Annotated in this window: 17 protein-coding genes; 9 read left to right on the forward strand and 8 right to left on the reverse strand. The window is 68.1% G+C overall.

Going from position 1 to position 17901, the window contains the following annotated elements:
• Window positions 1–3: 3 nt before the first annotated feature.
• Both AC1VVG_RS19515 and AC1VVG_RS19520 read right to left on the reverse strand, forming a co-directional pair.
• On the reverse strand, window positions 4–1617 hold the full coding sequence (locus AC1VVG_RS19515; RefSeq protein ID WP_034187644.1) for a peptide ABC transporter substrate-binding protein: 1614 nt from the start codon (window positions 1615–1617) through the stop codon (window positions 4–6).
• Window positions 1618–1796: 179 nt separating this feature from the next.
• Window positions 1797–2375: a cupin domain-containing protein gene (locus AC1VVG_RS19520; protein WP_034187643.1), complete on the reverse strand. Its 579-nt coding sequence runs from the start codon at window positions 2373–2375 to the stop codon at window positions 1797–1799.
• A gap of 496 nt (window positions 2376–2871) precedes the next feature.
• Here AC1VVG_RS19520 and AC1VVG_RS19525 point away from each other — a divergent pair, with 496 nt between their 5' ends.
• Together AC1VVG_RS19525 and AC1VVG_RS19530 are read left to right on the forward strand one after the other, a co-directional pair.
• Window positions 2872–4392: a peptide MFS transporter gene (locus tag AC1VVG_RS19525; RefSeq protein WP_034187642.1), complete on the forward strand. Its 1521-nt coding sequence runs from the start codon at window positions 2872–2874 to the stop codon at window positions 4390–4392.
• A gap of 120 nt (window positions 4393–4512) precedes the next feature.
• Window positions 4513–4719, forward strand: coding sequence for a hypothetical protein (locus AC1VVG_RS19530; RefSeq protein ID WP_034187641.1), 207 nt, complete (start codon window positions 4513–4515; stop codon window positions 4717–4719).
• Between the two features lie 34 nt (window positions 4720–4753).
• Here AC1VVG_RS19530 and AC1VVG_RS19535 read toward each other — a convergent pair whose 3' ends face one another.
• The 3 genes from AC1VVG_RS19535 to AC1VVG_RS19545 all read right to left on the reverse strand — a co-directional run bounded on the left by AC1VVG_RS19535 (window position 4754) and on the right by AC1VVG_RS19545 (window position 7498).
• On the reverse strand, window positions 4754–5878 hold the full coding sequence (locus AC1VVG_RS19535) for an OpgC domain-containing protein (RefSeq protein ID WP_059559149.1): 1125 nt from the start codon (window positions 5876–5878) through the stop codon (window positions 4754–4756).
• Window positions 5879–6285: 407 nt separating this feature from the next.
• The gene (gene rarD / locus AC1VVG_RS19540; protein WP_049036058.1) at window positions 6286–7185 is read right to left on the reverse strand and encodes an EamA family transporter RarD; all 900 of its coding nucleotides are present in this window, start codon (window positions 7183–7185) and stop codon (window positions 6286–6288) included.
• 16 nt (window positions 7186–7201) lie between these two features.
• Window positions 7202–7498: an acylphosphatase gene (locus AC1VVG_RS19545; RefSeq protein WP_034187849.1), complete on the reverse strand. Its 297-nt coding sequence runs from the start codon at window positions 7496–7498 to the stop codon at window positions 7202–7204.
• A gap of 154 nt (window positions 7499–7652) precedes the next feature.
• Between AC1VVG_RS19545 and hpnA the strand changes: the two genes are divergently transcribed.
• Window positions 7653–8660, forward strand: coding sequence for a hopanoid-associated sugar epimerase (gene hpnA / locus AC1VVG_RS19550; RefSeq protein WP_034187638.1), 1008 nt, complete (start codon window positions 7653–7655; stop codon window positions 8658–8660).
• Between the two features lie 108 nt (window positions 8661–8768).
• Window positions 8769–10154 (forward strand): hypothetical protein, encoded by a 1386-nt coding sequence (locus tag AC1VVG_RS19555; protein WP_059559157.1) that lies wholly within the window; start codon window positions 8769–8771, stop codon window positions 10152–10154.
• A gap of 94 nt (window positions 10155–10248) precedes the next feature.
• Here AC1VVG_RS19555 and AC1VVG_RS19560 read toward each other — a convergent pair whose 3' ends face one another.
• Complete coding sequence (locus tag AC1VVG_RS19560) at window positions 10249–11436, reverse strand: glycosyltransferase (RefSeq protein ID WP_034187636.1); 1188 nt, start codon at window positions 11434–11436, stop codon at window positions 10249–10251.
• A gap of 402 nt (window positions 11437–11838) precedes the next feature.
• On the opposite strand from AC1VVG_RS19560, the gene ispH reads away from it, so the two are divergent.
• Window positions 11839–12780, forward strand: a complete 942-nt coding sequence (ispH, locus tag AC1VVG_RS19565; RefSeq protein ID WP_034187635.1) for a 4-hydroxy-3-methylbut-2-enyl diphosphate reductase — start codon at window positions 11839–11841, stop codon at window positions 12778–12780.
• A 12-nt stretch (window positions 12781–12792) separates the two neighbouring features.
• Window positions 12793–13953, forward strand: a complete 1161-nt coding sequence (gene hpnH, locus AC1VVG_RS19570; RefSeq protein ID WP_034187634.1) for an adenosyl-hopene transferase HpnH — start codon at window positions 12793–12795, stop codon at window positions 13951–13953.
• A 163-nt stretch (window positions 13954–14116) separates the two neighbouring features.
• Here the strand turns inward: hpnH and AC1VVG_RS19575 are convergent, their stop codons facing one another.
• On the reverse strand, window positions 14117–14605 hold the full coding sequence (locus AC1VVG_RS19575; protein ID WP_069705673.1) for a hypothetical protein: 489 nt from the start codon (window positions 14603–14605) through the stop codon (window positions 14117–14119).
• Window positions 14606–14699: 94 nt separating this feature from the next.
• Window positions 14700–15077: a hypothetical protein gene (locus AC1VVG_RS19580; RefSeq protein ID WP_034187632.1), complete on the reverse strand. Its 378-nt coding sequence runs from the start codon at window positions 15075–15077 to the stop codon at window positions 14700–14702.
• A gap of 498 nt (window positions 15078–15575) precedes the next feature.
• On the opposite strand from AC1VVG_RS19580, the gene AC1VVG_RS19585 reads away from it, so the two are divergent.
• The 3 genes from AC1VVG_RS19585 to AC1VVG_RS19595 all read left to right on the forward strand — a co-directional run bounded on the left by AC1VVG_RS19585 (window position 15576) and on the right by AC1VVG_RS19595 (window position 17892).
• Complete coding sequence (locus tag AC1VVG_RS19585) at window positions 15576–15929, forward strand: DOPA 4,5-dioxygenase family protein (protein WP_482836048.1); 354 nt, start codon at window positions 15576–15578, stop codon at window positions 15927–15929.
• 119 nt (window positions 15930–16048) lie between these two features.
• Window positions 16049–16486: a nuclear transport factor 2 family protein gene (locus tag AC1VVG_RS19590; protein ID WP_034187630.1), complete on the forward strand. Its 438-nt coding sequence runs from the start codon at window positions 16049–16051 to the stop codon at window positions 16484–16486.
• Window positions 16483–17892, forward strand: a complete 1410-nt coding sequence (locus AC1VVG_RS19595; protein ID WP_124608494.1) for an MFS transporter — start codon at window positions 16483–16485, stop codon at window positions 17890–17892. The genes AC1VVG_RS19590 and AC1VVG_RS19595 overlap by 4 nt, the downstream gene beginning before the upstream one ends.
• Window positions 17893–17901: the final 9 nt, after the last annotated feature.

The following is a 17901-nucleotide window of genomic DNA, read 5'->3' on the forward strand; positions in this document are numbered from 1 at the left end:
CGCTCAGTGCTTGATCAGGTACATGTCCTGCGAAGCACGCATGTCGATCACGTTCTTCAGCGAATAGCCGCCCACGTAGGGCTTCACGAGACGATCGGCCGAGTACTGGAACAGCGGCACCATCGGCGTGTCGTTCAGCGCGAGGTCGTGCGCCTGCGTGAGCAGCGCGGCGCGCGCCTTGTCGTCGAGCTTCTGGTTGCCTTCGTCGACGAGCGCGTCGGCCTGCTTGTTGCAGTAGCCGACGGTGTTCTGCGCGCTGCCGCAGCGCAGCAGGTCGAAGAACGTCATCGCGTCGTTGTAGTCGGCGAACCAGCCGTCACGCGCGATCTGCACCTTGCCGTCGTGACGCTCCTTCATCAGCACCTTGAACTCGACGTTCTCGAGCTTCGTGTTGATGCCGAGCTTGGTGCGCCATTCGGACGCGGCGAACAGCGCGACCTTCTTGTGCAGGTCGTTGGTGTTGTACGTCAGCGTGAACGACAGCGGCTTCGCGTCCGAATAGCCGGCCTGCTTCAGCAGGTTCTTCGCGGTCTCGACGCGCTTGGCCATCGGCCACGACGCCCAGTCCGGCGTGAACGGCTGCACGCCCTTCGTGCCGTTCGGCATCAGGCCGTACATCGGCTTCTCGCCGGCCTGCGTGAGCCTCTGCGTCAGCACGTCGCGATCGAGCACCATCGACAGCGCCTGGCGCACGCGCTTGTCCTTCAGCACCGGATCGCTGTTGTTCAGGTAGTAGTAGTAGGTCGCGAGCTGGAGGCCCTGGCGCAGTTCGCCGCCGAACTGCTTGCTGACCTGCTGGAAAATCCCCGACGGGATCGAGTAGCTGTAGTCGATCTGGCCGGCCTGGTACATGCGCATCGCCGTCTCGTCGCTCTCGATCGGCAGGTACGTGACCTTGTTGATCACGACCTTCGGCGCGTTCCAGTACTTCGCGTCCTTCGAGATCACGATGCGGTTGTTCGGCTGCCAGTCGACGAGCTGGTATGCGCCGTTGCTGACGATGTTGCCCGGGCGCGTCCATGCGTCGCCGAGCTTCGTCACCGTGTCCTTGTTCACCGGCGCGAGCGGCACCATCGCGGTCAGTTCGGGGAAGAACGCGACGGGCACGTCGGTCGTCACTTCCAGCGTGTACGGATCGACGGCGCGCACGCCGAGTGTCGACGGCGCGGCCTTGCCCGCGATGATGTCCTTCGAGTTCTTCACGAACTCGACGAGGATCGTGTACTTCGAACCCGTCTTCGGATCGACGAGGCGCTGCCACGAATAGACGAAATCGGCGGCCGTCACCGGCTGGCCGTTGCTCCACTTCGCGTCATGGCGAAGCTTGAAGATCCACGTCGTCGGCGTCTTGCGTTCCCACGACAGCGCGACACCCGGCACGACCTGGCCGGCTGCATCGATGCGGGCCAGCCCCTCGAACAGGTCGAGGCCGATCGTGTTGCCGGTCCACGACTCGATGTGCGCGGGATCGAGCGACTCGACTTCGGCGGGCACCTGCCGCGTCAGGTCCTGTTGAGGAGCGAGCGCGACGTTCGACGGGACGGTAACGGCGTGGGCAACAGGCGTCGTCAGGGCGAGCGCGGCCAGCACGGCCGACATGGCATGCAAGGATTTCATCGTGGCAGTCTTGAGAAGGTTGGTTCGGTGCGCGTCGCGCGGCGGATGCCGCGGATTACGCGTGAGACGCTGACGGGCGCAGCGATTGAGGAGGCCCGTGATTCTCGTGTAGCATTTTAGTATTCCTTACGTTTCTTTCGACAGGCATTCCGTCTTGGAAACGAAGGAATACCTGTGCGTTAGAACAGCCTCGGTGTACCGACCCAGACCACCACCGACTCGATTTTCGCGGTGTTGACCCAGCTATGCGGCACCGTCGACTGATAGTGCGAGCTGTCGCCGGCCTGCAGGACGAACGTCTTGCCTTCCAGCGTCAGCGACACTTCCCCTTCAATCACATACAGGAACTCCTCTCCTGCATGTGTCGTCACCTCCGACCGCTTCTGCCCCGGCGGCATCCTCACGAGGATCGCCTCCAGCTGGCGCCCTTCGGACACGTTCGTCAGCCGCGCGAACAGGTTCGCCGAATCGGCAAACCCGAAGAAGCGCAACTGATCGCCTCGGCAGACCGAGCGTTCCTCGCTCGGCGTATCCACGAAGTACTGCACCGTCACACCGAGCGCGTGGGCAATACCGGCCAGCGACGTCAGTGACGGCGACGCGAGCCCGCGCTCGACTTGAGACAGAAACGGCTTCGAAATCCCCGCGGCGGAAGCGGTGTCGTCGAGCGTGCGCTTCAGACGTTGGCGCAACGCGCGAATCTTGCTGCCCAGTGCGACAGCGTCTGCCGATCGCGAGTTTTCAGTGGGGGGAACCATAGCAGGCCGAAAAGTGGTCGTCAAAAAATGTTTGATGGAAAGTAACTAAGTTAATTGGAGATAGCTTAATCTTCGGGTTCGTACACGCCTTCGGCGTTGAGCCCGGTGCACTAAACAGGGCCCGAAGCGAACGAAACGACGCGCTATCTTGCCAGACTCGCGGGCTTCACAGGCAAGCTGCAAGCGGCTCTCCGGGAATTTGCGGAGAACGGGCGTCAAGCTTACAAATACATGATGAGACGAATGTTCCTGAAAGCTGTTGCCATATCGGGAGTTTCCCTAAGTGGCACGGACCCGACGCACCGGACCGGCAAACGTTACCATTCGCGCGCCGGTCGGGGCCGCGCACCGCCTTGTCGGGCGGAGTCCGACCCCGGCCCGGGCTAACCGCCCGACTGCTCCATCGCCGACGCAAGCCTACCCGGCCTCAGTGCTCCGGCGCCAGTTCGACCCCAAGACGACGCGTGATCCGTGCCGTCCGTTTCAACCGAGATTGATGATGCATTCACCTGTTTCACAAACCCGATCGTTCACGACGGTCTTCCTCATCGAAATGTGGGAGCGCTTCGGCTACTACGGCATGGCCGCGCTCCTGGTCCTCTTCATGGTCGACCGGCTCGGTTTCACCGACAGCCATGCGAACCTGACCTGGGGTGCGTTCACCGCACTCGTCTATGCCGCGCCGTCGATCGGCGGCTGGATCGGCGACAAGGTGCTCGGCGCCCGCCGCACGATGATCGTCGGCGCGTCCGTGCTGTGTGCCGGCTACCTGATGCTTTCGGTGCCGAACGACCAGCTGACGTACATGTACGCGTCGCTCGGCGTGATCGTCGTCGGCAACGGCCTGTTCAAGGCCAACGCGGCGAACCTCGTGCGCCGCATCTACGAAGGCGACGACGCGCGCATCGACAGCGCGTTCACGATCTACTACATGGCGGTCAACATCGGCTCGACGGTGTCGATGCTCGCGACGCCGTGGATCAAGGATCACTGGGGCTGGCACACCGCGTTCGCGGTCTGCTGCGGCGGCATGCTGCTCGCGATCCTCAACTTCATGCTGATGCATCGCACGCTCGCGCACGTCGGCTCGCAGCCGGACGACGAACCGATCCGCTGGAAGCGCCTCGGCGCGGTCGCGGCCGGCGGCGTCGCGCTCGCGCTGGTCACGCTGTACGTGCTGCAGCACAAGCAGCTCGCCGTGGCCAGCGTATGGACGGCCGCGTTCGCGATCCTCGCGATCTTCGCGTACATGATCGCGAAGTCGGAGCGCTCGGAGCGCGCGGGCCTGATCGCGGCGCTCGTGCTGATCGGCCAGGTGATCCTGTTCTTCATCTTCTACGTGCAGATGTCGACGTCGCTGACGCTGTTCGCGCTGCGCAACGTCGATCCGCGCTTCATCGTGTTCGGCACGACGCTGTTCACGTGGAGCGCCGCGCAGTTCCAGGCGCTGAACCCGATCTGGATCATGCTGCTGAGCCCGCTGCTCGTGTGGGTCTACAACGCCGTCGCGAAGGGCGGCCGCGACCTGCCGGTCGCCGCGAAGTACGCGCTCGGCTTCGGCGCGGTGGCCGCGGGCTACCTGGTGTTCACGATCAGCGGCCGCTATGCCGTGGACGGCCGCGTGTCGTCGTGGTTCATGGTGTGGGGTTACGGCCTGTACTCGCTCGGCGAACTGCTGGTGAGCGGCCTCGGCCTCGCGATGATCGCCCGCTACGTGCCGGCGCGCATGAGCGGCTTCATGATGGGTGCGTATTTCGTCGCGACGGGCGTGTCGCAGTATCTGGGCAGCGTCGTCGCGAACTTCGCGCAGATGCCGTCGCACGAACTGCCGGCCACCGAATCGCTGCCGCTCTACCTGTCGCTGTTCGAGAAGCTCGGCTGGCTCGCCGCGATCGGCATGGTGCTCGCGCTGCTGCTGCTGCCGCTGATGAACCGCCTGTCGCGCCAGCACCAGCGCTGTGCGGAAGAGCGCCGCGAGGAAGCGCTGCAGGCGCAGGGCGTCGCCCCGGCCCGGTAAGTACTATCCCTCGGCGTGCGGCCCGCACGCCATATTCTCCCGCCAGCGCGGCCGGCACGTCCTACACTGGTTGCAACGGCGCATCCGCTCCGTCGCGATGCGCACTGGCGGGAGAAGATCATGAAAAACAAGACGACTCGGCTCTTGAGGATACTGTCGGACATCCGGCACGCGCAGCGCTGCACCGCGATACGCGCCGCCCGGGCCGCAGCCGAAGCCGACGCGGTGCTCGCCGAGCGCGACGATCCGGCACCGGACGAACGCGACGACGCCGAATCCGACGACGCAATCGCCGTGCCCCGCTCCCGTATCGGCTCACCTCACTGACGCCGCGGCCGGCACGCGCCGCCTTCCGCGCCGCTCACGCAGCCGCGCCGCGCCACCGCGCGATCCACGTCCCCGAACCGGCCACGGCCATCATCAGCCCGAGCGCGCACGCGTCGGCCACGAGGCCCACGCCGACATGCCGCAGGTCGGCGCCGCCCACGACCGGATGCAGCAGCGAATCGAGGACGAGCGAGATCGCCGCGCCCGCCACGAAGCAGATCAGCCCGCGCTGGCCGACCGCCACGACAGGTCGCACGCCCTGCGCGATCCGCGCGATCCAGCCGAAGCGCACGCAATCGGCCATCAGCCATGCGACGGCCGCGAAGCTCACGACGCGCGGCAGCGCCAGGTCGCGCTTGAACACGCCTTCCGGCAACGGCAAGCCCGAGAACAGCTTGTAGCTCGCGCAACCGAGCACGACCGCGCACGCGAGCCCGGTCGCCGCCGCGCCCCAGCGCCCCAGCGCGATGCGCCGGTAGAACGGCTGGCAGCGCGCCAGCACGCCGGCGACGAACATCAACTGCCACGCGAACGGGTTGAAGCTCCAGCGGAAGCCGTCGGTATCCAGCAGCTCGGGGCCGAGCCAGCCCGCCGCGCCCCACGACACGACGCTGAACGCAACGAGCAGCCACGGATGGCGACGCGCGAACGGCACGATCACCGGCGACGCGAGCGCGAACAGCACGTACATCGGCAGCACCGACGCCAGATATGGCTGGCGCTGGAACGTCAGCAACTCGGCGGCGCCCGTGAGCGGCGACGCGAGCATCACGCTGACATCGTCGAGCGCGAGGTTCGGGGCATCGATTCCGTAATGGTCGAGCACGGCCGACACGACCAGCATCAGCGTCGACGTCGCGAGAAACGCGCGGTAGATCTGCATCGCACGCCGCACGAACCGCTGCTGCGCGGCGCGCGCGCCGTGCCGCTCGGCGATCGCGCCGTACGCGCTCGCGGTCGCGAAACCGCCGAGAAACACGAACACCTCGGCTGCATCGCACAGCGCGAACGCATGCAGCGTCACGCGCGACAGCACGCTCGCGCCGATGTGATCGACGACGATCATCAACAGCACGAGCCCGCGGAAGAAGTCGATTTCGATCAGGCGGCCGCCGCGCGGCGGCAGGACCGTGACGGACGGCGACGGGCTCAACGACATGAGCGCACCGGCACGACGGCGGTGCGACGGGCACCGGGGAAGGGATCGGGAAGAAGCTGGCGAGCGCGGTCAGCGGCGATACGCGTATGCCCGCATCGCACCAACCCGGCTGGCCCGGCACGGAGATGACCGTTCATCGAAAAGCTGCATACGAAGGGTAGTCGGTCAGGTCAGTCTAATGGCCGATCGGGGAAGACCCTAAGTAACAAAGTGCAACCGAATCTTCTGTTCGATTACACGCGCGAGCCTGACGGAGCGCGTCGGTCGGCGTCGCCAGATTCACGTCAGCGCGACGCCAGCTTGCGGTCAGCATCGCCTCGTTCGGCCACCGGATCGCCGCCGTTCGATCGCGGCGGGAAGCGCGGTGCGATGCACGTTCCGCGCGGCCGCGCCATCGCGACCGGCGCTCATCCGCGTGCGGGCAGGCGCCGCATCAGCATCGCGCTGTGCCATGCGGTGAGCGCGACGGCGGCCCAGATCGGCCCGTAGGTGGCGAGCTTCGCGACGCTCAGCGTCTCGCCGAGCAGCAGCAGCGACACCGCGACGAGCAGCACGGGTTCGACGTAGCCGAGGATCCCGAACAGCGCCATCGGCAGCATCCGGCTCGCCTTCAGGTAGCTGGCGAGCGCGAGCGTGCTGAGCACGCCGAGCCCCGGCAGCAGCGCGGCCCACAGCACCGGATGGCCGTCGACCCGCGTCGCGCTCGTCGCGACCATCACGAACGCGATCGGGCACAGCAGCACGATCTCGACCGCGAACGCGGCCAGCGAATCGGCGTTGATCCGCCGGCGCAGCACGAAATACGGCGGATAGCCGAGCGCGACGACGAGCGTCGGCCACGCGAACGCGCGTGTCGCCCACACTTCGTGCGCGACGCCGAGCGCGGCGCACGCGACCGCCGCCCATTGCAGCGGGTCGAGCCGCTCGTGATAGTAGAAGCGGCCGACGATCACCATCGTCAGCGGCAGCAGGAAATAGCCGAGCGACACCTCGAGCATGCGGCCGTGCAGCGGCGCCCACAGGAACAGCCACAGCTGCACGCCGAGCAGCGCCGCGCTCGCCGGCAGCGCGAGCAGCAGGCGCCAGTCGCGCGCGGTGCGGCGCACGAGACCGACGAGCGCCGGCCAGCGGCCGCGCAGCGCGATCAGCGCGAGCGCGCCCGGTGCGGTCCACAGGACGCGCCACGCGAAGATGTCGAGCCCCGTGAGCGGCGCGAGCAGTTTTGCGTAAACCGACATCAGCGCGAACAGCGTCGACGCCGTCACCGACAACATGAGGCCGCGACCGGCTTCCGGATACCCCGTCATGGTCGTTCCGCGCCGCTTACTGCTGCTGGAAACGCTCGAAGCGCCGCTCGGTCCGGCGCTCCTCGAACGTCACTTCGGTGACGCGCGCGGCCGGCGGCCCATGACGCAGCCACGCGAGCATCCGGTCGATCTGCGCGCCGGGGCCCTGGATCATCGCCTCGACGCTGCCGTCCTCGAGATTCGCGACCCAGCCGCGCAGTTTCAGCGCATGCGCCTCGCGCACCGTCGCATGACGGAAGCCGACGCCCTGCACGACGCCGCGCACCCGCACGTAGTAGGTTTCGATCCGTTCGTCCAGTTCATTGCGGCTCATCGCGTCGCCCTCCCGTTGCATTCAAGCCCGGCATTGTAGTCGCGCCGGCCGCTTCGCACACGCGCCGGCCAGGCGTCGTCGCGTGCGCCGACCACGTACAATCTCGCCGATGCTCAACCGCCGCGCCGCCCGCGCGCGGCCCTGAAGGAAACGCATGACTGATACCTCCCGCGATCTCGTTCTCGTCACCGGCGCGTCCGGCTTCGTCGGCTCGGCCGTCGCGCGCATCGCGCAGCAGAAAGGCTATGCGGTGCGCGTGCTCGTGCGCCCGACCAGCCCGCGCACGAACGTCGCGGATCTCGATGCCGAGATCGTCACCGGCGACATGCGCGACGAGGCGTCGATGCGCGCCGCGCTGCGCGGCGTGCGCTACCTGCTGCACGTCGCGGCCGACTACCGGCTGTGGGCGCCCGATCCCGACGAAATCGAACGCGCGAACCTCGAGGGGGCGGTCGCGACGATGCGCGCGGCCCGCGCGGAGGGCGTCGAGCGGATCGTCTACACGAGCAGCGTCGCGACGCTGAAGGTGACGAGCGCCGGCGATCCGTCCGACGAGAACCGGCCGCTCACGGCCGAGCAGGCGATCGGCGTGTACAAGCGCAGCAAGGTGCGCGCGGAGCGCGCGGTCGAGCGGATGATCGCCGACGAAGGGCTGCCGGCCGTGATCGTCAACCCGTCGACACCGATCGGCCCGCGCGACGTGAAGCCGACGCCGACCGGCCGCATCATCGTCGAGGCCGCGCTCGGCAAGATTCCCGCGTTCGTCGATACGGGGCTGAACCTGGTGCACGTCGACGACGTCGCGCACGGCCACTTCCTCGCGCTCGAGCGCGGCCGGATCGGCGAGCGCTACATCCTCGGCGGCGAGAATCTGCCGCTGCAGCAGATGCTCGCCGACATCGCGCAGATGACGGGACGCAAGGCGCCGACGATCGCGCTGCCGCGCTGGCCGCTGTACCCGCTCGCGGTCGGCGCCGAAGCGGTCGCGAAGTTCACGAAGAAGGAGCCGTTCGTCACCGTGGACGGGCTGCGGATGTCGAAGAACAAGATGTATTTCACGTCCGCGAAGGCCGAGCGCGAGCTCGGCTACCGTGCGCGTCCGTACCGCGAAGGGCTGCGCGACGCGCTCGACTGGTTCGGCTCGGCGGGCTACCTGAAGTAACACAAAGCGGCGCGCGGCGCGCCGCCTTGCGCACTTTGTTACACGACCCGCGCGGACCGACATCCGCGCAGCGGTTAAAATCGCGGGTCTTACGCAGAGAAGACACGCATGAACCTGAACGATCAGATCGCTTCGCTCGCCACGGGCGTCGATCAGCTCCTCCACGATCACCACGCCGCGCAGCAGGCGGCCCGCAGCGCGGAAGCCTTCGCGCGCGCCGCCGCGGCAGAAGCCCGGGCCGCGGCCGAGCGTCACGCCGCCGCGGAAACCGAAGCGCAGGCCGCCGCGCAGCGCCACACGGCCGCTGCCGCCGACGCCGAAGCCGCGCAGCAGCGCCACGCCAACGCAACCGCTGCCGCCGAAGCCGCCGCCCAACGTCATACCGATGCCGCCGCGCAGGCCGAAGCGGCCGTGCAGCGCCATGCGGAAGCCACCGCGCTGACCGAAGCGCTCGCGCAGCGTCACGCGGATGCCGAAGCCGCATCGCAGCGCCACGCGGCCGCGATCGCCGAAGCCGAGGCCGCCGCGCAACGCCATCACGCCGCGGCAACCGAAGCCGAGGCGGCCGCGCAGCGTCATGCGGCCGCGACCGCCGAAGCCGAAGCCGCCGCGAAACGTCACGCGCAAGCGACTGCCGAAGCCGAAGCGGCTGCACGGCGCCACACGGCCGCGATCGCCGAAGCCGAAGCGCTCGCGCAACGTCACACGCAGGCGATCGCCGAAGCCGAAGCCACCGCGCAGCGTCATGCCGATGCGGCCGCCGAGGCCGAAGCCGTCACGCAGCGCCACACCGAGGCGATCGCGCAGGCCGAAGCGGCCGCGCAGCGTCATGCCGACGCGACCGCCGCGGCCGAGGCCGTCACGCAGCGCCATACCGAAGCGATCGCGCAAGCCGAAGCGGCCGCGCAGCACCACGCGAAGGCCATCGCCGACGCGGAGGCGCTGGTCGAGGCCGTCGTCAAGGAAGCCGCGACGAACGCGGTGGCCGCCCCGGCCGTGGCGGCCGAGGTCGTCGAACCGACGCCGGCGGAACCGATCGTGAGCGCAGCGGCACCGGCCGAGGCCGAAACGGCCGACGTTGCCGGCGCGACGGCGGCCGACACCGCGATCGTCCCGGCGGCCCAAGCCGCATCCGCCGCTGAAACCGACACGGCCGCCGCACCGGCCGACAAGGCGACGCTGCACGTCGCGCGCCCGTCCCAGAACGAACTGACGCTGACCATCAACGGCCAGTCGATCACGCTGCATCCGGAGCAACTGGGCCAGCTGATCGAGGAACTCGCGCATGCGCGCGCGTCGATGCAGCCCGAGCCGCCGGCCGGGATCCCGGCCGGCTGGCGTTTCGTGACGACGAAGAACCCGATGATGGCGGTGCAGAAGCAGTCGAATGGCGACCGCCTGCTGGTCGCCCGCCACACGGGCTACGGCTGGGTGCCGTTCACGTTCTCGCCGGACGTCGTGGTCCAGATGTACATGATGCTGACGCAGCGGTAAGCCGCCGCCCGCCCCAAAACGCAACAGCCCGACCGGTTCACCGATCGGGCTGTTCGTTTTCCGGCTGCCGGGAGGCGCGCCTCCCGGCCGATCCTCAGCGCTCCACCGGCGCCTGCACGCGCGCCTTCCACTGGCCGCCCTTGCCGCGCCAGTAGCGCCACGCGGACGCGAACGTCGCACCCACGTAGAACAGCGCGACGAGCGGCAGCGCGGGCGCCCACAGCGGCGAGCGCCGGTAGTAGCGCAGCATCGGCGCATACGCGGCGCACATCGACGCCCACGCGAGCCAGGCCGGCCACGCCCGCGCGCCGTACGCGAGCGCCGCGGCGGGCGGCACGAGATAGATGATCGTCATCCCGAGCAGCGTGCCGGCCAGCAGCAGCGGCGAATAGTGCAGCTGCGTGAACGCGGTGCGCGCGATCATGTTCCAGATGTCGCGCCAGCTGTCGTACGGGCGCAGCGACACGCTGCGATCGGCCAGGTCGAGACGGATCGGATGGCGGCCGCTGCCGCGGTGCTTGATCTGCGCGGCGAGGCTGCAATCGTCGATCAGCGCGCCGCGGATCGACTCGATGCCGCCCGCTTCCTCCAGCGCCGTGCGCTTCACGAGCATGCAGCCGCCGGCGGCGCCGGCCGTCCGGTTGCGCGGGTTGTTGATCCACGAGAACGGGTACAGCTTCGCGAAGAAGAACACGAACGCCGGAATCAGCGCCTTTTCCCAGAACGAATCGCAGCGCAGCCGCACCATCAGCGACACGAGATCGCGCTGCTCGGCCTGTGCGCGCGTGACCAGTTGCGCGACGGCGTCGGGCGGATGGCCGATGTCGGCATCCGTCAGCAGCAGGTAGTCGGCCGGCAGGCCGAGCGTCTGCACCGCGGCGATCCCCTGCGACTGTGCCCACACCTTGCCCGACCAGCCGGCCGGCAGCGGCTTCGCGGCCAGCACCGTCAGCCGGTCGGCGCGGTTGATCGCGAGCGCCGCCGCGCGCGCCGCGTCGGCGGTGCCGTCGTCGCTGTGGTCGTCGACAATGATCAGATGAAAGTCGCCCGGATAGTCCTGCTCGAGCAGCGAAGTCGCCGCGCGAGCGATCACGTCGGCTTCGTTGCGCGCCGGCACGACCGCGACGACGGCCGGCCAGCCGGCCTCGGCCGCGGCGCCCCGCGCCTCGGGCGGCAGCGGCCGCGCGGGCACCGCGCGCCAGAAGCCGCCGCGCGCGACGAGCAGCACGATCCAGATCACGAGCGACAGGCCGGACACCAGGAAAGCGATCGCCAGCATCATCGGCACGCCTCCTGCCGGGCGCCGGCATGCCCGATATCAATGGGGGTCGGGAACAAAACACCCGACACCGCACGGGCGGACGGGCAATATGCGTGAGAATCGACGGTCATCGAATGGCCTTGAAATGAGCGCGACGCCGGGCAGCCGGAGCGGCCGCCCGCGAAACCGCGCAGTTTACCGGGTTCCGCGCGCGCCAGCGCCGACGCGGCTCTCCCGCAATTGCAACAGCGCCGATACAGCACCAAAGCACGGACGGCGCGATAGGGTTAAAATGCGCGATTAATTCGGGGTTCCGGGGCCTGGCCGGCCGGTTCGTTCCTGCCTTCATAACATCAAGCCGGGGCGAGCGAGCGAGTGCCAGCTCCTCGAACCCCGGCGTCTGTCGTCGGAGTTCGCTCACCTATGCGAGTCATCCTTGCCCAGCCCCGCGGCTTTTGTGCGGGGGTTGTCCGTGCGATCGAAATCGTCGATCGCGCGCTGCAACAGCACGGTGCGCCGGTTTATGTGCGTCATGAAATCGTGCATAACCGGCACGTCGTAGAAAATCTGCGTAATAAAGGGGCACGATTCGTTGAGGAACTCGACGAGGTGCCGCACGGCGCTGTCGCGATCTTCAGCGCGCACGGTGTCGCCCAGACGGTCGAGCGCGACGCGGAAACGCGCGGGCTCGACGTGCTCGACGCGACCTGCCCGCTCGTCACGAAGGTGCACGTGCAGGGCCGCCAGTACGTCGCGGCGGGCCGCCGGCTGATCCTGATCGGCCACGCGGGCCATCCGGAGGTCGAGGGCACGATCGGCCAGATTCCGGCCGAGGTGATCCTCGTGCAGAGCGAAGCCGAAGTCGATACGCTGACGCTGCCCGTCGACACGCCGGTTGCGTACATCACGCAGACCACGCTGTCGGTCGACGATACGCGCGGCATCATCGAGGCGCTGCAGCGCCGGTTCACCGACATCGTCGGCCCGGACACGCGCGACATCTGCTACGCCACGCAAAATCGCCAGGCCGCCGTGCGCGAGCTGAGCGAACAGGTTGACGTGCTGCTCGTCGTCGGTGCGACGAACAGCTCGAACTCGAACCGCCTGCGCGAGATCGGCACCGAAAGCGGTGTGCCGAGCTATCTCGTCGCCGACGGCTCGGAAGTGAAGGCCGAATGGTTCGCGGGTGTGCAGACGGTCGGCCTGACGGCCGGCGCGTCGGCGCCCGAAGAGATGGTCGAGGATGTAATCGGCGCGCTGCGCGCGCTGGGGCCCGTCGATGTCGCGACGATGGCGGGCCGTGAGGAAAAAGTCGAATTCAAGCTGCCGGCGAAGCTCACGCAAGCCGTCGCCCGCGAAGTTTAAGGAGGACATCCCTTGTCTATTCCGCTGCTCCAGCAAGTCCGTGTCGGCGCGTACATCGTGCGCCAGCACCTGTCCGGCAACAAACGCTATCCGCTCGCGCTGATGCTCGAGCCGCTGTTCCGCTGCAACCTCGCGTGCAACGGCTGCGGCAAGATCGATTATCCGGATCCGATCCTGAACCAGCGCCTGTCCGTCGAGGAATGCCTGCAGGCCGTCGACGAATGCGGCGCGCCCGTCGTGTCGATCGCCGGCGGCGAACCGCTGCTCCACAAGGAGATGCCGGAAATCGTCAAGGGCATCATGAAGCGCAAGAAATTCGTGTACCTGTGCACGAACGCGCTGCTGATGGAAAAGAAGATGGACGACTACGCGCCGAGCCCGTACTTCGTCTGGTCGGTCCACCTCGACGGCGACAAGGAAGCGCACGATCACTCGGTGTCGCAGGAAGGCGTGTACGACAAGGCCGTCGCGGCAATCAAGGAAGCGAAGCGCCGCGGCTTCCGCGTGAACATCAACTGCACGCTGTTCAACGATGCGGTGCCGGAGCGCGTCGCGAAGTTCTTCGACACGCTGGGCCCGATCGGCGTCGACGGCATCACGGTGTCGCCGGGTTACGCGTACGAGCGCGCGCCGGATCAGCAGCACTTCCTGAACCGCGACAAGACGAAGAACCTGTTCCGCGAAATCCTGAAGCGCGGCGAAGGCGGCAAGCGCTGGTCGTTCAGCCAGTCGTCGCTGTTCCTCGACTTCCTGGCCGGCAACCAGACGTACAAGTGCACGCCGTGGGGCAACCCGGCGCGTACGGTGTTCGGCTGGCAGAAGCCGTGCTACCTGGTCGGCGAAGGTTACGTGAAGACCTTCAAGGAACTGATGGAAACGACGGAGTGGGACAACTACGGCGTCGGCAACTACGAGAAGTGCGCGGACTGCATGGTCCACTGCGGCTTCGAGGCAACGGCCGTGATGGACACGATCTCGAACCCGCTGAAGGCGCTGAAGGTGAGCCGCAAGGGCATCCGGACCGACGGCCCGTTCGCCCCGGACATCTCGATCGCGAAGCAGCGTCCGGCCGAGTACGTGTTCTCGCGCCACGTCGAGATCAAGCTCGAGGAAATCCAGCGCGCCGGCAAGGGCAAGCTGCAGAAGCCGGCGAAGCCGGCAACGGCCGCCTAAACGCGTTGCGCCACGCGGAGGCGGTGCCTCCGCGCAGGTGATAAAAATATAGCGCCACGGATTCGCTCCGTGGCGCTTTTGTTTTGGGCCGCGTTACGCCGTCGCCGTGCCGGCTCGGCCGACCCTGTCTCCTCCATCCTCCCTGCGAAACCGCTGCACGATGCTACGCGGCCAGCGAGTCGGGCACGTGGGCGCGCATCTTCTCCGCCGCGCTCGCAACGAGCGCCGGCTGGCCGCACGACGCGAACGTGCAGACATCACGCCACAGTTCGGCCAGCCGATGCCGCGTGAGCGTCGCGACGCAGGTGTCGTGCGCGGCGAGCACGCGCTCGAGCACCGCGCATTCGTCATCGTGCAGCGTCCATGCGCCGCTTTGCGCCGCGCGCGCCACACTCGCTTCGAGCGCACGCTCCGCGTCGACGCACAGGTCGATGTCCGCTTCCGCGTACCGCGTATCGTCGAGCGCGAGGAACACCAGGTAGACGCTCGTGCGCAACCGCGTCAGCAGCGCCTCGTTGCCGTGCCCGCCACGCAACGCGACGAGCGCCATGTGGCATTTCAGCGAGATGTCGCGTGCATGCGCGGGAGGCAGCGGCAGCAGCCACTCGCGCGTCAACGGCACGCGACGACGGTTTTTGCGTGCGGCCTTCATGCTTCGTGCCCGCTTGCGGGCACTTCAACGCGCGGCAACGCCGCACGCGCGACGCCGGTCGAGCGGATCGGGCATCCCATGCTCGTCTCCCGCATCAGAAGGTGTTCTCGCCCTTCAGGTAGAACGCGGTCTTCACGAAGAACGCCTTCACCGGATGACCGCTCTGGGCGTCGCGCGCGGCGCGCGCTTCCATCGCGGCCCGCTCCTCGCGCGACCGGTCGGGCACCGGATTGTGAACGCGTGCGAGCGCACGCTGCATCGCAAGCGGATAGTTCTGGTTGCCGACCGACGTCGCACGATAGCCGGCGCGCGTCATCTGCATCAGTTGCGCGTCGGTTTCGGCACGCGCCGCCGACCAGGTCGACTGCGCGGCATACGACGACCAGTCGGGGCCGGCCGACTGCGCAAAGCTGACGGCGGGCAGCGCAACGAGTGCGCAGGAGAGAACGGCAACGGGAACGAGGGATCGCATAGTGGCCTCCAGATGGTTGTCCCCGCATCGATCGTGATCGTCGATGCGTTGAAACCATCGTATGTCGTGTCGCATGCCGCTTGAATAGCCGATTCCGCAATGGATATTTTCGGCTTCGGAATCCGCTGTGCGCGCGCACCATTCGCGAATCGCTTCGCACGGGAATTTCTCTATTTCATTCAACGACCTGATCGCGCTTTTGCGCCCGATCGCAGGCGGCACGCCCGCCGCTTTTTCAGTTTCCGAAATGACGTGTTGCCGGCGCGCTCGTGGCGTGCGCACCTGCCGGCAAGGGTCCCGGCGTGATATCGCGCATGCGGATAGCGCGGAAACGATTGCATCGGACCAACGGTTCTTCTGACACAGGACAAGTCATCGGCGCCGAATCGCCGGATCGCCACACGACGTGCCCGGCAAGGACGCGCGATAATCACGCATCGGCCATTCGCTTCGTTTCGCACGGTTTCTCATACCTTCCCATTTTCATCGAGTCCTTCCATGGCTGCCCTCGACACCACCGCCATCGACAGTTGGCACGCGCACGTTTATTTCGATGCGGCCAGCCGCGACGCGGCCTGGGCGTTTCGCCAGGTCGTCGACGAACGGTTCGGCGCGGTCATCGAGCTCGGCCGCTTTCACGAGCGCCTCGTCGGTCCGCATCCGGCCTGGTCGTACCAGATCGCGTTCGATGCCGCGCGCTTCGACGAGATCGTGCCGTGGCTCGTGCTGAACCACGGCGCGCTCGACATCTTCCTGCATCCGAATACCGGCGACGACCTGCGCGACCATCGCGATTGCGGGGTGTGGCTCGGCAAGTCGTATGGGCTGAATCTCGACGCGCTTACCGGGTAACGGCGGCCCGCGGCGCAGCCTTCCCGAGGCTGCATCCACGTTTCGGGTCGACGTGAAACGTCCCGCGGCGGTGCGCCCATACAGTGGGTTTCCGCTCACGACGCTTCCGGACACCCGCCATGACACCCGCAGACACCGACGCCGATGCCCGGCGCATCCATGAAGACTGGCACGCGGCCGTCGTCGCGCGCGACCTCGACGCGCTGATGGCGCTGTATGCCGACGACGCGGTGCTCGAAACGCCGCTCGTCGTCGTCACGCTGCCCGCGCACGGCTCGGGCGTGCTGCACGGCAAGGCCGCGATCGGGGCATTCTTCGCGGCCGGCCTGCAAAATCCGGGCAGCCCGCTCGGACGCTGGTACCGGACCGGATTGTTCTTCTCGAACGGCCGCCAGCTCGTCTGGGAGTATCCGCGCGCCGCGCCGGACGGCGATCAGGTCGATCTCGTCGAAGTCATGGATCTGCGCGACGGCCGGATCGCGCATCATCGCGTGTACTGGGGATGGGTCGGATTCAGTGCGCTGCGGGCCGCCACGCCGGCGCCCGAGCGCGCATGACGGCCGCCGAGCCGGACCGGGCCGCGGCCCGCCGCGTGCTCGCCGCGACCTGCGTGAGCTACACGCTCGTGCTGCTCGACGCGTCGATCGTCAACGTCGCGCTCACCGACATCGCGCACACCTTCGGCGGCCGCGTGGCCGGCCTGCAATGGATAGTGAACGCTTACACGCTCGCGTTCGCGAGCCTGCTGCTGACGGGCGGCACGCTCGGCGACCGGCTCGGCGATCGCACCGTCCATGTCGCGGGGCTCGCGGTGTTCGTCGCCGCGTCGGCGCTGTGCGGCATCGCGCCGACCCTTCCGGCACTTGCCGTCGCGCGTGCGCTGCAAGGCGTCGGCAGCGCGATGCTGGTGCCCTGTTCGCTCGCGCTGATCAACCGCGCCTTCCCGGCACCGGCCGCGCGCGCATCGGCGATCAGCCTGTGGATGGGCTGCGGCGGCATCGCAATGGCGTCGGGCCCGCTGATCGGCGGGCTGCTGGTCGACCTGTTCGGATGGCGCAGCCTGTTCTTCGTGAACCTGCCGTTCGGGCTCGCCGGCATCTGGCTCGGCCGCACGGTCGTGCGCGCCGCCGCCGACGCGTCGCGACAGTTCGACTGGGCCGGACAGGCCGCCGCCGCCGTCGCGATCGCCGCGCTGATCGGCACGCTGATCGAAGGCCCGTCGCTCGGCTGGCGCTCGGCACCGATCGTCGGCGGTGCCGCGACGAGCGTCGCCGCATGGATCGCCTTCGTCGCGATCGAAGCGCGGCGCCGCGAACCGATGCTGCCGCTCGCGTTCTTCCGCAACCGGCTGTTCGCGGGATCGACGTTCGTGTCGATGGCGTCGGCGTTCGTGTTCTACGGCCTGCTGTTCGTGCTCAGCCTGTTCTATCGGCAGGTTCGCGGCGCGAGCCCGCTCGACACGGGGCTCGCGTTCCTGCCGATGACCGCGATGGTCGCGCTCGGCGGGTTGTGTTCGGGGCGGATCGTCGCGCGCTTCGGGACGCGCGGGCCGATGTGCTCGGCGTTCGGGCTGTATGCGGCAGGCGCGCTCGGCATGACGGGCATCGGCGCGACGACACCGGCGTGGCTCGCGGTCGCGCCGATGCTCGCGATCGGCTTCGCCTCGGGATTCATCTCGCCGGCCGCGACGTCACCGGCGCTCGGAACGATCGACCGGCACCGCGCCGGCGTCGCGGCGGCGGCACTGAACGCGGCGCGGCAGAGCGGATCGGCGCTCGGCGTGGCGATCTTCGGTGCATGCATCGCGACGCTGCAGCCGTTTTCGGTCGCGATGCGGGTGGCGCTGGTCATGGCGATCGCGCTGTCGGCGCTTGCCGCGGTATCGTGGCGGTTCGCGACGCGGCCGACACCGGCAACCGGCGAAGCGGCCGCGCACCTGCAGGCGGCCGCCACGCGACGCTAGCGCATTCCG

Source organism: Burkholderia sp. L-4 (assembly GCF_056856535.1).

Excerpts from the sequence above, each read along its gene's own strand:
- AC1VVG_RS19535 (WP_059559149.1), bottom strand. The coding sequence starts at position 5,878 with ATGTCGTTGAGCCCGTCGCCGTCCGTCACGGTCCTGCCGCCGCGCGGC.
- AC1VVG_RS19520 (WP_034187643.1), bottom strand. The coding sequence starts at position 2,375 with ATGGTTCCCCCCACTGAAAACTCGCGATCGGCAGACGCTGTCGCACTG.
- AC1VVG_RS19515 (WP_034187644.1), bottom strand. The coding sequence starts at position 1,617 with ATGAAATCCTTGCATGCCATGTCGGCCGTGCTGGCCGCGCTCGCCCTG.
- AC1VVG_RS19595 (WP_124608494.1), top strand. The coding sequence starts at position 16,483 with ATGACGGCCGCCGAGCCGGACCGGGCCGCGGCCCGCCGCGTGCTCGCC.
- ispH (WP_034187635.1), top strand. The coding sequence starts at position 11,839 with ATGCGAGTCATCCTTGCCCAGCCCCGCGGCTTTTGTGCGGGGGTTGTC.
- rarD (WP_049036058.1), bottom strand. The coding sequence starts at position 7,185 with ATGACGGGGTATCCGGAAGCCGGTCGCGGCCTCATGTTGTCGGTGACG.
- AC1VVG_RS19580 (WP_034187632.1), bottom strand. The coding sequence starts at position 15,077 with ATGCGATCCCTCGTTCCCGTTGCCGTTCTCTCCTGCGCACTCGTTGCG.
- AC1VVG_RS19590 (WP_034187630.1), top strand. The coding sequence starts at position 16,049 with ATGACACCCGCAGACACCGACGCCGATGCCCGGCGCATCCATGAAGAC.
- AC1VVG_RS19575 (WP_069705673.1), bottom strand. The coding sequence starts at position 14,605 with ATGAAGGCCGCACGCAAAAACCGTCGTCGCGTGCCGTTGACGCGCGAG.
- AC1VVG_RS19585 (WP_482836048.1), top strand. The coding sequence starts at position 15,576 with ATGGCTGCCCTCGACACCACCGCCATCGACAGTTGGCACGCGCACGTT.
- AC1VVG_RS19545 (WP_034187849.1), bottom strand. The coding sequence starts at position 7,498 with ATGAGCCGCAATGAACTGGACGAACGGATCGAAACCTACTACGTGCGG.
- AC1VVG_RS19525 (WP_034187642.1), top strand. The coding sequence starts at position 2,872 with ATGATGCATTCACCTGTTTCACAAACCCGATCGTTCACGACGGTCTTC.
- AC1VVG_RS19530 (WP_034187641.1), top strand. The coding sequence starts at position 4,513 with ATGAAAAACAAGACGACTCGGCTCTTGAGGATACTGTCGGACATCCGG.
- AC1VVG_RS19560 (WP_034187636.1), bottom strand. The coding sequence starts at position 11,436 with ATGATGCTGGCGATCGCTTTCCTGGTGTCCGGCCTGTCGCTCGTGATC.
- AC1VVG_RS19555 (WP_059559157.1), top strand. The coding sequence starts at position 8,769 with ATGAACCTGAACGATCAGATCGCTTCGCTCGCCACGGGCGTCGATCAG.
- hpnA (WP_034187638.1), top strand. The coding sequence starts at position 7,653 with ATGACTGATACCTCCCGCGATCTCGTTCTCGTCACCGGCGCGTCCGGC.